This is a genomic window from Elusimicrobiota bacterium, from assembly GCA_026388095.1.
Lineage (GTDB): Bacteria > Elusimicrobiota > Elusimicrobia > UBA1565 > UBA9628 > UBA9628.
Genome location: JAPLKL010000045.1, coordinates 1 through 13935, shown reverse-complemented (window position 1 = coordinate 13935; position 13935 = coordinate 1). Strand labels below are relative to the sequence as shown.

Here is a 13935-nt window from a genome sequence, read left to right as displayed (position 1 = left end):
GCATGGTGAACCAAGCCCGGTCTTTGCCCCTTCTGCTGGCGCTCTTGGCCGCGTTTTCGCCCCTGCGGGCCGCCGCCCCGGCCGCGCCCCGAGGCATCGTGCTCCTGGACCTCGTCGGGCTCCCCGCTGAGCAGTCCGCCCTGGAGCGCGAAGCCCCGGGCGCCGTGGTCTTCGCGCAGGCCGTCGCGCAGGGAGGCGCCGCCGCTCCGAGCGCGGCTTCCTTGCTCGCCTCCCAGTACGTGCAGAACCACGGCCTCGTGGCGCCCGGGGACCACATCTCCACGGCGGCCGCGACCATGGCCGAGGCTCTGGGCCGAGCCGGCTACGCCACCGCGGGCTTCGCCGCCGACGCCGGTCTCGACCTCCAGGCCGGCCTGGCGCGCGGCTTCGCCGTGGCCGGGTTCCAGGCCGAGTCATCCTCCACCGCGTTCCGGCAGGCCCGGGACGGGGCCTTGCGCTGGCTCGCGGCGCAGCGCGGGCCGTTCTTCCTCTACCTACACGGCGCGCGCCCCGCGCCGGAATCCCTGGAGGCCGTCCGCGCGCTGCGCCAGGCCGCCCCGGCCGGGTCTTGGCTCATCCTCACGGCCGGCGTCGGCCCGGGCGGCGGACCGGAGCTGGGCGAGCGCTCCGTGCACGTGCCCCTGCTCATCTGGAGCCCTGGCCTCAAGCCCCGCCGCGTGGCGGAGGTGGTGCGCCTGGTCGACCTGGGCCCCGCCTTGCTGGAATGGGCCAAGGCCGCGGTGCCCGATTCGTTCCAGGGCGCCAGCCTCGCGCCTCTGGCCGAGGGCGGCTCCGCCGCGCCCCGCTACGGCTTCAGCGCCTCCGGGACCCAGCCCGGGAAACCCACGCTCTTCTCCATCCGCGACGGGGGCTGGCAGATGATCTACGACAAGGCCAGCGGGGAGGCGCGCCTATTCGACCTCAAGGCCGACCCGGACATGAAGACCGACCTGTCCGAGAGCCGGCCCGACATCGGCCTGGACCTCACCCAACGGCTGATGCGCCACCTCCGGGAGACCAAGTCCTCGGGCCGGCGCGGCGAGCAGCTCTCGCCGGAGCTCCTGCGCCAGATGCGGGAGAAAGGCTACTGGTGAGCCGGGCCTGACAGAGCGGTCTGCATCACGCCGGAGACCGCGGAGTGATGCAGAAGCCCCTTCAAGGCCTCGGTGCCCGGCCCCATGCCGAAGCAGGGCACGGCCGAGCTCGTGTGCGTGCCGTCCACCCAGCCCATGAGGTAGTGGGGCACCATGACCCGTGAGAATTCCCGCGCCGCCGGGGCGTAGGTGAAGGCGGCGCCCTTGGGGCCTATCGACAGGGACTTGGCCAAAGCTTCGTAGTCCGCGTCGCTCAGGACCACTCCCGAGGCGAGCTTCGGGGCGACCACGCTGCGCACCAAGGCCCCGTCGCGCTTCTCCCCGGCCAGTTCCCGGCGGCGCACTTCGGCGAACATCATCTGGGCCGACGCTTTCTGCCCGCGCATGCGCGCCAGTTCGTCCGGGCCGCCGAATTTCGCCGGATACGCCTGCCACATCATGCCCATTCCACCGGAGTCGTGGTTCGTAGTGACGATCAGAGATGTGTCCGGGTGCGCGCGCGCGAAGTCGCGCAGTATGGCGGCGGTGCGGTCCGTGCGGCCCATCTCGGCCAGGACGCCGGCCGCGTCATTGTAATGGGAGAGCTCGTCTACGAGCCGGGAGTTGACCACCAGGATGAAGCCCTTGGGGTTGCGGGAGAGGCGCTCCAGGGCCAGCGTCGTCATGCGCTCCAGGCTGGGCACGGTCTCGCGGCCCGGCCCGGACTCGCCGTCGATGGCGTAGGGGAAGGAGTCCTCGTTGAGCAGCCCCAGCAGCGGGCCCGAGGGGGCCTGCTCCAGCTCGTCGGCGTGGAAGAGGACCGTGGTGCCGCGGGCGCGGGCCTTGGCCACGGCCGAGGGCAGGAAATAGGACCGACCGCCGCCCAGGAGCACGTCGTGGCCGGAGTCCGCGATCTGGTCCGCGATCTCGTACTCGTCGTCGCGCAGGCGCATGTGGGACAGGAAGCCGGCCGGGGTCGCATGGGTCAGGCGCGCGGTCGTGACCAGGCCCGTGGACTTGCCGTCGCGCTTGGCCAGTTCGAGGATGCCGGGAACGTCCGTGCCGTCCGGCAGCTTGCCCAGCATGCGGTTGGCGATCGGGCGGCCTCCCGAGACGGCGGATGCGCCGGCTCCGGACTCCACGACCAAGGCGCCCAGGGGCGCGGTCTGGCAGTAGGCCGTGTGCCCGGCGTCGAGGATGTCCTGCAAAGCCAGCCGGGTCCCGCGCAGGCGCGCGTCGTCGAGGGCGAGCTGGAGCTGGCCCCAGGAGAGGCCGTCGACAAGGAGGAGGATGGCGTTCTTGGGCCTCTCGGGAGCGGCGGCGGCGGCGCTCAGAAGGATTGTCAGGACGGATGAAAGTATCATACCCTGATTATACTTATCCGGGTCTGGGAGGGCCACATATGAGGATCTTCATCTGGACGGCCGCGCTGGCGCTCTGGGGCGCCTCGGCCCGCGCCGCGGCGCCCGCGTCCTCAGCCTCGGCGTCCTTCCTGGCCGCGACCTGGGAAGTGCTGATGTACGACCATGTGGACCTGCGCGACGGAGCCTGGATCCTCCAGACCTCCGGTCTGGACGTGGACGGGACGGTCTCCCAGTTGGCCGTGATCTTGAAGGACCCTGCGCCCCACCTCGGCGTCCAGGCCGCCGGCTTCCTGGCGCTCATCGGGCCGCGCTCCGCCGCGGCCGTGCCCGCCTTGGCCGAGGGCGTGCTCGACGACCGCAGCGCGGACCTGCGTTTCGCCTGCGCCCGGGCTTTGGGCCGCATCGGCCAGCCGGCCCGCGCCGCCGCCGTTCCCTTGACCGGCGCCCTCAAGGACGCCGATCCGGTGGTGCGCGCCGCGGCGGCGCAAGCCCTGGGACGCATCGGGAAGGATTCGGCCATGGTCCGCCAGGCGCTGACAGCCGCGACTCAGGACCAGGACGCCGAGGTCCGCCGCGCCGCGGCGCAGGCTATGGGGCCGCGCACCACGCGGTAGACCAAGGCTGAACCAAGCATTGCGGCCAGGCCGCCCGCCAAAGCCAGGGCGGCCAGGTCCTGGTAGCGCCCGTCCTGCCAGACCACCATGAGCAAGGAGCCCAGCACCTCTCGGCCGTGGCTGTAGAGCATGGACGAGGCCCCCACCTCTCGGAAGGCCGCGATGAAGGACAGGGCCGCGCCGGCCGCCAAAGCCGGCCGCAGCAGCGGCCACCAGATCCGCCGGGCCAGTTGGAGCCCGCCGGCCCCGCAGACCCGCGCCGCGTCATCGAGCTCCGCGGGGGTCGTCCTGAGGGCCGATTCGGCGGCCTTGAGCCCGGTCGCCGCCTCGCGCGCCACATAAGCGACGAGCAAAATGAGATAGGTGCCGTAGAGCCAGAACGGCGCGCCGCCGAAGGCGAGGAGCACGGCCAGGCCCACCACCACCCCGGAAAGGGCCGGCGTCGTCAGGAAAAGCCCTTCGAGCAGGTCCCGGCCCCGGGACCGGCCCCGGTAGAGGACCCAGCCCCCGACCGCGCCCAACAGGCAGGAGAGCGCGGCCGTAGCCGTCGCCAGGACGAAGCTGTGCCCGAAGGCGCGACGCACCACCTCGTCGCGCGCCAGCTGCGCCCACACCCCGGCGTCCCAGCCGGAGAGCAGTTGCTGCGCGCTCATGCCGGCATGGATGTTGAACGGCCGCAAGGAACGAAGCAGAAGCGCCCCATAGGGAAGGAGCAAGGCCACGGCCGCGTAGAGAGCCAAAAGTCCGGCCACGGGCCAGCGCCAGAGGCCCAAAGCCAGCCTGCGGGCCGGCCGGGCGTTGGCGCGACGGGGCGCGGCGCGCCGGACCACGGCGCGCTGCAGGAGCAGCAGCACCGCGCCCGCGGCGGCCAGGAGCAGGGCCATGGCCGAGGCCAGCCCCAGGTCCACTGGTCCGACCAGGCTGGTGGAATAGATCAAGGTGCTCAAAGTCCAGACGTTGGCGGGCATGCCGATAGGAGCCTGGACCCCGAACTGGGCGACGCACAGCAGGGCGCAGAGCAGGCCCGCCGCGGCCAGCGCGGGCCAGACCGCGGGCAAGATCACGCGCCTCCAAACCACGAGCCCGGACGCCCCGCAGACGCGGGCGACCTCCTCCAGTTCGCCGTCCAGGCCCGCGAAAGCCTCGTGCAGGATGAGGAAGGCGGCCGGCGAGCAGACCAGGCCCCCCACGAGCGCCACGCCCCAGAAGGAGAAGATCTCCACGCGCAGGCCGCAGCCGGTCCAGGCCAGGAGCGCGTTGAGCAGCCCCCCCTGTCCGTCGGCCAGCACGATCCAGGCCAGCGAGGCCACGATGGGCGGGACCAGGTAGGGCGCCAAAGCCAGCGGCCGGATCAAGGCGCGGCCGGCGGCGTCGGTGCGCGCCGCCAAGGCCGCAAGCCCGCCGCCCGAGACCACCGCGAACGCGGCGCCGACCAAGGCCAGGAGCAGAGTGTTGACCGCGCCCTCGCGCAGGCGCGCCGTGTCGAACACGGTGCGCAGGTTCGCCAGCGTCCAGGCCCCTGAGGAATCTCGCAGCGCCCGGAACGCCAGCCAGGCCGCGGGATAGGCGGTCACGAGCAGCAGCAAGGCCGTGCAGACGAGGGCGGCGGCCTGGCCCCGCTTCATCGTCCCCCCGACGGCCCCTTGAGCGCCTGCGAGACCCGGCCCGCGAAGGCCTTGACCTCGGCGTCTTTGAGGGACTCGATGTCCAGGACCCAGGCCTTGGGCCAGACGGCCTGCGGGCGCCTGCCCCGGGGAGCCAGGAAGCCGGCCTGGGTCACGACCCTGCGGCCCTCGGCCGAGATCAGCCAGTCCGCGAACAGCCGCGCCGCCCGCGGATGCGGGGCCCGAGAGTTGACGGCCACGGCGGTGAACTGCAGGGGCAGGCCGTCCGAGGCGAAGACGCACTCGATCGGGGCGCCGGCGCGGCGCGCCTCGGCGACCTCCACGTCGCGGTCCAAGCCCACGGCGCGCCGTCCGCTGGCCACGGCCTCGGTGAGCTGTCCGCTCTGGAAGAACAGCCGGGCGCCGTTGGCCCGCAGGCGCGTCAGCCAAGCCAGTCCCAATCCGGGCTGGGCCGCGGCGAAGCGGGCTAGGTAGATGCCCGTGCCTCCCGTATCCGGGTCGACCAAGGCGACCTGGTCCTTCCACCGCGGCTCGGAGAGCTCCGCGTAGGAGCGCGGCCGGCGCTGCGGCGGAACCAGTTCGGTGTTGACCGCCAGGCAGTGGCGCAGGACGTGGAAGAACGCGTAGGTCCCGCGGGGGTCCTTGGCCCAGGCCGGCAGTTCTCCCCAATGCGGCAGGCTGCGCAGGTCGGCGAGCCAGCCCCGCGCGCGCAGGCCGGGATAGCTCTCGGTCAGGCCCGTGGAGAAGGCGTCCGCGGCATGCACGCCCCGCTCCTCATCGGCGGTGAACCTCGCGGTGAGGGACGGACCGCCCAGCTGGATGAGCTCCACGCGGATTTTGGGGTGGGCGGCCATGAAAGCCGCGGCCAGGGCCGGATGCAAGGCATGGGTGCCGGCATACCAGACCACCAATCTTTCGTCCTCGGCCCGGACGGATGCGGCGGCCACGACCGCCAGGAACAGCGCGCGCAGCATCGCGCCCCTCATGCCGGATAGATCCTGGCGCGGCCGGGCCGCGCCACGGCCACGACGCGCTGCCCCGGGACCGGCGCGCAGGAGGCCGGGACGTCGATGGCCAGGCGCACTCCGCCCTCCAGGCCGACCCGGACCCGGTCGCCGGCGAACTCCACGGAGGCGACCTCCCCCTCCCAGCCCTGGCGGCCGGAGCCGGGGACGGCGAGCTCCAGCTCGTCGGGCCTCAGCAGCGCCACCACCGCCTCGCCGTCGCGCGCGCCCTCGGGCGCCGGCTCCTCCAGCGTCACCCCGCCCTCCAAGACCACCGCGCCGCCCCGGCGCACGCCGCGCAGTTCGTTGCGCGCGCCCAAGAAGCGCGCGACGAGCGCGCTGTCGGCCCTCTCGTAGAGCGCCCGGGGCTCTCCCGTCTCCACGATCCGGCCCCCGTCCATGACCGCAAGCTGATCGGCCATGGCCAGGGCCTCGCCTTGGTCGTGGGTCACGTAAAGCGCGGTCACGCCGGTGCGCCTCTGCAGACGGCGCATGTCCGCGCGCAGGTCCTCCCGGTTGGGAGCATCGAGGTTGGCCAGCGGCTCGTCCAGGAGCAGCAATGCGGGCTCATAGACCAGCGCCCGGGCCAGGGCCACGCGCTGCTGTTCGCCGCCCGAGAGCCCGGCCGGCTCGCGGCCTTGCGCCGCTCGCGGCAGGCGCACCAGGTCGAAGGCCGCCGCCACGCGCGCTTCGATCTGCGCCTGCGGGACCCGGCGCACCCGCAGCGGGAAGGCCGCATTCTCGAACGCGCTGAGATGCGGCCAGAGCGCATAAGACTGGAACACCAGGCCCACGCCGCGCGCCGCCGCCTCCACGAAGAGCCCGGTGGCCGCGTCGCTCCAGGCCAGGTCCCCGGCGCGCACACGCCCGGAGCAAGGCCGTTCCAAGCCGGCCAGGACCTTGAGCAAGGTCGTCTTGCCCGCGCCCGAAGGTCCCAGCAGGGCGGTCAACTTGCCCTTTTCCAGGACCAAGTCCACCTCCCGCAGGATGCGCGACGCGCCCAGGTCCAAGGACACGCCCTCGATAGCGACGCGGCAGGAGCTCATGTTCATGATTAGACTATAAACAGTCCCGGGCTTGCCAGGGCGGCCCTCACGGAGCCGAGGCTGAAAGGTCTTCTCCGAACAGGAGCTTCCACGCCGCCCGGTAGGCGACGACCTCGCGGGTCCGCGGCGGCAGACTCTCCAGGAAGCTCATCAGCCGGTCCGCCAGTTTTGGGGTCTCCCCGGCCCGGTCGACACCCTGGTCCAGGGCCGCCAGGAACCGCCAGGGATGGTCGCTGACGAGCTTGACGCCTTCCCTCTTCATCCGCCGGCCCGGCATGTCCCACCACAGGGAGGAGGACGGCCCCCCGGCCGGGTAGGCCTGATCCGGGTCGATGGATGAGACATCGAAATAGAGGTTCGGATGCTCCTCAAGGAGACGCCGCAAGGTCTCGCTCCAATGCGCCGTGAAATGCGGCGCCTTTTCCGGGCGGCGCACCCGCCCCCCGTGGCACCAGATGACCCGCGCGCGCGGATAGCGCCGGAGCATGGCTTCCAAGGGCGGGATGAGGGCGTCCTCGGTCTCGTAATGGATCTGGAACGGTATGGCGGTGCGCTGCGAGAAGGCGAAGAGACGCCGTCCGATGGGGCCGTCGATGGGCTCGGCCAGGTCCGAGTCCCAGTCGCCTCCGGTCAACATGTTCCTGGGGGAGGGATAGCGCCGGAAGAAGAACTCGCCGAGCATAGGGTAGCTCCCGGCCTCCGCTATGGCCAGCATGTCGTCCAGGACCCGCTGGGAGCCTATCTTGAGCGGGGGGTTCGAGATGACTCCCGTGGGGGATGGGACCGGCAGCACGAAGCCGGGGAAACGCCCCTCCAGGTCCCGCAGCACGCCCTGCCAATGCTCCACCCACCAGCCGTAGCCGCGGCCGTTGATGCGGCTCGGCTCATCCTCCACAGACCAGGCGACCACGGCGAAGCCGCGGCCCCTGAGATAGGAGAGGATGGCCTCCGGGTTCATGTAGGCCTCGAAATAGGAGGACTCCAGGTCTATGATGGGCAGCCGGCCCGCGGCGCGCACCTCCGAGAGGCTCTGCCGCCAGACCTGCTTTCGGGCGGCCCAATCCGGCGGGGCGGCGGCCGAGCAAGACAGGGTCAGGACCAGCGCGCCGGCCCAGCGGAGTAGGGAGTCAAAGGTCTTCATCGAAGAGGAGTCTCCAAGCCGCTTTGTAGGCCACGATCGCGCGCGCCTCGGGGGCCAGCTGGCCCAGGATGTCGCGCTGCCGGGCCACGGCCCCGGGCAGCTGCGCCATGGTGCGGGGATAGATGCCCAATGCCGACAGGAACCGCCATGGCTGCTGCTCGATGAGCCGCTTCCAGCCGGGATAGAGCCGTCCATCGGCCGCCAGGTAGGGATCCCGTAGGTCTTCCGGCGCTCCGCGGCCGACGGCCCGCAGAGACAGATCCAGATAGAGGTTGGGGTGGCGCTCCAGCAGACCCCGCGCCAACACGGCGCTCCGGGCCGCCGCCTCCGCTCCGACGGGAGACCCGCTGGCGCGCGCCCATATGACCCGGGCCTCGGGATGCTCCGCGAGCAGCTTCTCCAGCGCGGGCAGGAACCGGTCATCCGCTTCGCCGACGATCTGCTGGACCACTTTGCTCTGCGCGCAGAAGGTGAAGACCCTTTCGACGAGGTCCGCGTCCGGCGGCGAAGACGGGGCCGGCTCACTGTCGCGGCTGCCCCGGGGCTCGATCCGGAAATGCATCGGCCCCAGGGCCGGCGCTCCCCGGCTGGCCGCGGCCCTGAGCTCTTGCCAGAGAAGGTCGGGATCCGCAGCGCGCCGGGACAGCCGGTAATGCGGCAGGTCGCCGGTGGGCAGGGGGATGAACACGGCGGACCGTTCGGCCGCGGCCCGGCTCGCGCAGGGCCCCAGCGCCGAATCCAGATCGGGCTCCTCGCAGGTCACGCCTATCAAGGCCACGCCGAGCTCCTGCAGGCGCTCGGCCAGAGGCGCCGGGTTGAGGTCGAAGGCATCGAAGGTGGAAGAGAGGTCGATGAGCGGCAGGGCGCCCTGGGCCCGCATGGAGTCGAGGGTCCGCCGCCAGGCGGCTGAGGGATTCTCCTTGACCGGGCCGGATGAGGCGCTCAGGTTCCAGAGCCTTTGCTCCAGGCCCGCCGCTTCGGCAGTCAGCTGCTGCGAGAGGTCGCGGCGTTCGCCGGGGTCCTCGGCCAGCCGGTACAGGGCCGTACGGCGGGCGGAGCGGTCCCATATCCCCTTCCAGCCGTCGTGCGTCGCCACGGCTCTCAAAGCGGTGCTGAGCAGATAGTCGGTCTCCGCGAAAGTGTCCAGCTCCAGAGGGCTGCCCTCCAAGAACGGCCGCAGGCTCACGCCTTCCATCTGCGAGCCCAAGGCCGCGTCCCCGGAGACTCCGGCGAGGTCCAGGAGCGTGGGCATGAGGTCTATCAGGCCGACCGCGGCCGCGACGCGGCGGGGCCGCAGGCCCGGCGCGCGGACCAGAAGCGGGACCCTCAGGACCTCCTCGAACAGGGTCATCCCATGGTCCACGCCGCCATGGTCGAAAAGCTCCTCGCCGTGGTCTCCCGTGAACACGACGGCCGTGTCCGACGCTTCCCGCCGCGACAGCCGGCCCAGCAGGGGAGCCAGCCGCCGGTCCATGGCCGCGACGGCCTGGTCGTAGGACTGAGTCAGCGCCCGCTTCTCCTCGGCGGACGCCTCGACGGGCTTGCCCTCGATGTGGGCGGCGCGCAGGGTCTTGTGACGCGCCAGGAGGGCCGCGGGCAGCCGGCCCGGATAGTAGGGGTGCACATCATAGCCATGGACCAGCAGGAAGAACCGCTCCCCGGGCTTTACGGCGTCCAGCCAGCGCAGGGCCGCGGGCACCGTGCGCTCGAAGCCCGAAAATGTCGGCGAGTCGTCGAACACCTCGAAGCCGGCCCCCAGCCCGCTCTCGCCGGCCCAGCCCGCACCGCCCGTGAAGGCCGCGGTGCGCCAGCCCGCGGCGCGCAGGACCTCGGCCAGAGTGCGCGCATCGGGCCGCTCGTCCTTGAGGCGGGCAGGAACCGGCGGCTCGGCCAGGAAGTCCCGATAGCGGTTGAGCACGCCGTGGCGGGAGGGCAGCATGGAGGTCATCAGCGTCAGGGCGGCCGGCAGCGACCAGGAAGAGGGGCTGCGGGCGGCGGTGAACACCGCGGCCCCGCCGGCGAAGCGGTCCAGCTCCGGCGTGCCGCGGCCGCTGCCGCCGGAGGCGGCGCCCACGCGGTCGGCGCGCAGAGTGTCCACGACCACGAGCACGATGCCCCGCACGGTCACCGTCGAGGCCGCGGGCTCGGCGGACCATGCGGATGATGACAGGACGGTCAGGAGCAGGAGGCTTGTGCCCAACAACCTCAAACTACGATAATAAGATCGTGGCAAGGCCCCTATATTACCTAAATTCCGCGCTCCGCGCCCTCGGGCTGGCGGGCCTGGCCATTGCGCACTTGGCGGCCGCGCTCCCGGCTTCGGCGCGGGCGCCGGCCCCAGGCTGCCCGGACTGCAACCTCATCCTCATCTCCTTGAGCAACGTCGGCGCCAGCCGGATGAGCCTCTACGGCTACCGGCGCAAGACCACCCCCCATCTGGACCGTTGGGCCGAGAAGGCCTTGGTCTTCGAGAACGCCTTCACTCCGGCCTCCTGGACCTTGCCCGTGGGCGTCTCGCTCTTCACCTCCTTGCAGCCCTATTCCCATCAGATCCTGCGCCGCGACCTGCACAACTCACTGAGCCCGGACCTCAAGACCCTGCCTGAGGTGCTGCGCGACCACGGCTACAGGACCGCCGCCTTCACCGGCGGGCTCGATTACTTCACGGGCTCGAGCCACCTGCGCGGCTTCCAGGACACCATCGACAACGGCGAATTCGCCGGATTCAACACGACCCTCCCGCAGGCCAAGGCTTGGCTCGCGAAGAACTCCTCCCAAAAGTTCATGCTCTTCCTGCACGGCTACGACGCGCACTGCCCTTTCTATCCGACCCCGGCCTACCGCGGACTCTTCTCGGACCCGAAGAGCACGAGCCCCCTGGTCGACCCGGACTCCTGCATCCGCGGCTACGCGAGCCCCGCGCCCGGCCATGCGCTCGGCCCGGTCTTCAAGACCGTCGGCGCTTGCAGCGGCTTCCGCACCCATTGCGCCTTCGGGCCGGAAGTCCCCATGACCCGCCGCGACATCGAAGCCCTCAGCGACATCTATGACGAGAAGCTGGCGGAGGTCGACGCGCTGGTGGGCGAGTTCCTGGAGTCCCTGGACGCCAAGCTGCTGGAGAAGACCATCGTGGTGGTCTTCGCGGACCACGGGGAGATGTTCGAGAAGCACGGCCGCTTCGGCCGGGCCGGGAACATCCGCGGCACCCTCTACGACGACGTGACGCGCGTGCCCTTGCTGATGCGCTTCCCAAAGGGACCGCGCCGGCGGGTCTCGGGCCTGGCGCAGCTCATCGACGTCATGCCCACGGTCCTGCAGGAGCTGGGGGTGGAGATGCCGCCGCAAAGACAGGGCTCACCCCTGCTGCCCGCCCTGCTCTCCGGCGCCGGGCCCAACCGCTACGTCTACGCCGGGGCCAGCTACGGCCCCCACCCCTCCTACTACCGATACCGCAGCGAGAACGACATGATCCGGGACGCGCATTGGAAGCTCATCTGGGAAGAATCCACCCCCGTCGCTCCCGGCAAGCCCCCGGCCGTGCTGGGTCCCGCCCGGCAGGCCATCGAGCTCTACGATGTCGAGCATGACCCGCAGGAGCTGCACGACCTGGCCGAGGCGCAGCCGGCCGTGGCCAAGGACTTGCTGGACAAACTGCTGGCCTGGCGGGACGCGGCCCGGCGCTCTGCCGGCCCGGAGCCAGCCGCGCAAGCGATGCCCCAGAAGCTCGTGGACAAAGCCAGGGAGCGAGGCTATTGGTGAAATTCTGCCTCATCATGCTCTGCGCCGGCGCCGCCGCGGCCGCCGGCTTGACCGGGGTCCAGGAGGCCCCGCTTCCGGGCATACGAAGGCACGACCCGGTCCAAATCGCCAGATGGAAGAAAAGAATAATCGGGATCAAGAAAAGCGGGAAGCTGCCCATAATCGATAGACAAGCCACTTACACGGAAGGGTTCGACATCCCCGAGATGAAGAAAGCCATGGATGAATTGGGGATCGCGCTGGTCGCATTCGCCCCGAAATTCACGGACCCGGCTCGGGGAAGCGAGGAATCTTTGGAGCTCTCCCGCAGGGATCCGGACTATTTTGTGCCGACCACGGCGGACGGCTCGACCCGGTATTGGTACGACCAAAAAAGCCCTTTCATGGAGGTCGTTGAAAAAGAAGTCGGAAGCGGTCGCTACTGGCAGATGGGGGAATATGAGCTTAAGAAATATATGTCGGCCGCTCAGGCTAAGCACCATCGTACAGATCGAGAGGGCTTCATGCCCTTGAATTCCCCCAGGGTACAAGAGCTTTTCAGGTTGAGTTCCGACGCGCAGATCGCTTTTCAGATACATCTCGAACCGGATGACGAACTCCTGGGCTCGTTGGAGGAAGTCCTCGGCCGTTATCCGAGGGCCAGCGTCATATGGTGCCATCTTGGCAACAAGAAATATCCCAAGAAAGAAACTATTTTCTCACCGGCATACGCGGATCGTCTATTGAGCAGATACCGCAATCTCTATTTTGATCTCGCTGTCGCGCTTCCCGGCCAAATCTACCCAGTGAATGGGGTCTTCACCAATGTTCTTCAAGACCGGAAAGGGACGTTGTTGGAGGAGTGGCGGGTCATCCTCGAGAAACACCCGACACGATTCGTCGTAGGGAGCGACTTGAGTCGCAATTCCTGGACCGACTACGGCAAGATCATAAATAATCAAAAGCGCATTTTAGCCTCTCTTTCCATTTCGACGGCGGAAAAGATAGCCTATAAGAACGCTTGGTATCTGATAACAGGAACAGAATGGCTGGATAGCCAATCATGAAGGGGGAATTTGTGCCAATGATCCGCAGACTGCTGCCGCTCTGCATCATCGTTCTCTGCGCCGGCGCGCCGGCGGCCCTGGGCTCGACCCGCACGGTCGAGAACGCCGTGCTCATCGGCTGGGATGGCGCGCAGCGCTCGGAGGTCCTGGAAATGCTCGCGGCCGGGGAACTCCCCAACCTAGGCCGGCTGGTCGCGGCGGGCGGGATGACGGACACTTTGGTGACCACCGGGGCCACCGAGACCAAGCCGGGCTGGGCCGAGATCCTGACCGGCCGCAACGCCGAGCTCATGGGCATAAAGGACAACGTCATATACCGGCCCATCCCCCCGGGCTACACCATCTTCGAGCTCCTCAAAGCCCGCATCCCGGGCATCAAGACGGTTTTCCTGGCGGGCAAGGGCAACAACGTGGCTGCCCGCGGCCCGCATGAGGTCTGCGTCAACTGCGTCACCCGCATGCCGCCGGACTTCGCCAAGACCCATTGGTGGAACAAGGACGAGATCCTCGCCAAGACCAGGACTTACGACGGTTCTCCCCGCCGCTGGGAAAGCCGGGCGGGCGAGCCCTACTTCAACGCCGCCAAATCGCTGGACATACACAAGATCAATCTGGAGGCGGCGGACCGGGTCGGCAAGGCCGCGCTCTCTGCTCTCAAGCGCTGCCGCGGCTCCCGCTTCTTCGCCTTCATCCATTTCGAGGAGCCGGACGAGCAGGGGCACGTTTTCAAGGATGGTTCCCCGGAATACAAGGACGCCATCCGGGCCGAGGACCGCTGGCTGGGCCGGCTGATGGCGAAGCTCAAGGAGCTGGGGCTCGACGACCGGACAGCCGTCTTCGTGGTGTCCGACCACGGCTTCGATCCGGGGCTCAATAGCCACCGCAAGGCTCCGTACACCTTCCTGGCCGTCGATCGGCCGGGCCGCCTGCGCGCGGGCGACCGCAAGGACGTGACGCCCACCATACTCGAGACTCTGGGCGTCGCTCCGGAAAGCGTGCTTCCGCCCCTGGACGGGCGCTCCCTGCGGGAGCCCTGAGCGGCTAACCTCAATGCCAGTCACTTAGCGGCACGCAGTTGTTGTGCTATGACGAAAGGCGGCGACTTGCTGTGCCCAATTTGTAATATTTTCCCATCACTTCTAGCCCCTCCACCTCCAGCGCTGGAGGTATTTCTAAATTTATCGTTATTTCATAAATATAATTAGCATTTCAGGTCGCCATCCAGATCACTGAGACTTCGGCCCAATACTCTCTCTTCGTGCG

General features: G+C 69.5%; 11 protein-coding genes. 5 read left to right on the top strand and 6 right to left on the bottom strand.

What is annotated here, in order from left to right:
* Positions 1–2 precede the first annotated feature (2 nt).
* The gene (locus tag NTY77_11415; GenBank protein ID MCX5796094.1) at positions 3–1094 is read left to right on the top strand and encodes a sulfatase-like hydrolase/transferase; all 1092 of its coding nucleotides are present in this window, start codon (positions 3–5) and stop codon (positions 1092–1094) included.
* Here the strand turns inward: NTY77_11415 and NTY77_11410 are convergent.
* Positions 1085–2437, bottom strand: a complete 1353-nt coding sequence (locus tag NTY77_11410) for an alkaline phosphatase (GenBank protein ID MCX5796093.1) — start codon at positions 2435–2437, stop codon at positions 1085–1087. The genes NTY77_11415 and NTY77_11410 overlap by 10 nt on opposite strands.
* A gap of 38 nt (positions 2438–2475) precedes the next feature.
* Here NTY77_11410 and NTY77_11405 point away from each other — a divergent pair, with 38 nt between their 5' ends.
* Entirely contained in the window at positions 2476–3051 is a 576-nt protein-coding gene (locus NTY77_11405; protein ID MCX5796092.1) for a HEAT repeat domain-containing protein, read from the top strand.
* Here NTY77_11405 and NTY77_11400 read toward each other — a convergent pair.
* From NTY77_11400 to NTY77_11380, 5 genes are read right to left on the bottom strand one after another with little or no spacing between them, the layout of a single operon-like run.
* On the bottom strand, positions 2985–4676 hold the full coding sequence (locus tag NTY77_11400; protein ID MCX5796091.1) for an ABC transporter permease subunit: 1692 nt from the start codon (positions 4674–4676) through the stop codon (positions 2985–2987). The two genes, NTY77_11405 and NTY77_11400, sit on opposite strands and share 67 nt — an antisense overlap.
* Entirely contained in the window at positions 4673–5662 is a 990-nt protein-coding gene (locus NTY77_11395; GenBank protein ID MCX5796090.1) for an extracellular solute-binding protein, read from the bottom strand. Before NTY77_11395 ends, NTY77_11400 begins: the two co-directional genes overlap by 4 nt.
* On the bottom strand, positions 5659–6726 hold the full coding sequence (locus NTY77_11390) for an ABC transporter ATP-binding protein (GenBank protein MCX5796089.1): 1068 nt from the start codon (positions 6724–6726) through the stop codon (positions 5659–5661). Before NTY77_11390 ends, NTY77_11395 begins: the two co-directional genes overlap by 4 nt.
* A 46-nt stretch (positions 6727–6772) precedes the next feature.
* Complete coding sequence (locus NTY77_11385; GenBank protein MCX5796088.1) at positions 6773–7867, bottom strand: amidohydrolase family protein; 1095 nt, start codon at positions 7865–7867, stop codon at positions 6773–6775.
* Complete coding sequence (locus tag NTY77_11380; protein MCX5796087.1) at positions 7854–10067, bottom strand: sulfatase; 2214 nt, start codon at positions 10065–10067, stop codon at positions 7854–7856. The genes NTY77_11385 and NTY77_11380 overlap by 14 nt, the downstream gene beginning before the upstream one ends.
* 26 nt (positions 10068–10093) lie before the next feature.
* On the opposite strand from NTY77_11380, the gene NTY77_11375 reads away from it, so the two are divergent.
* The 3 genes from NTY77_11375 to NTY77_11365 are packed head-to-tail and all read left to right on the top strand — an operon-like array spanning position 10094 to position 13709.
* Positions 10094–11626, top strand: coding sequence for a sulfatase (locus NTY77_11375; GenBank protein MCX5796086.1), 1533 nt, complete (start codon positions 10094–10096; stop codon positions 11624–11626).
* Positions 11623–12672 (top strand): hypothetical protein, encoded by a 1050-nt coding sequence (locus NTY77_11370; protein MCX5796085.1) that lies wholly within the window; start codon positions 11623–11625, stop codon positions 12670–12672. The genes NTY77_11375 and NTY77_11370 overlap by 4 nt, the downstream gene beginning before the upstream one ends.
* Before the next feature lie 17 nt (positions 12673–12689).
* Positions 12690–13709, top strand: coding sequence for an alkaline phosphatase family protein (locus NTY77_11365; GenBank protein MCX5796084.1), 1020 nt, complete (start codon positions 12690–12692; stop codon positions 13707–13709).
* Positions 13710–13935 lie beyond the last annotated feature (226 nt).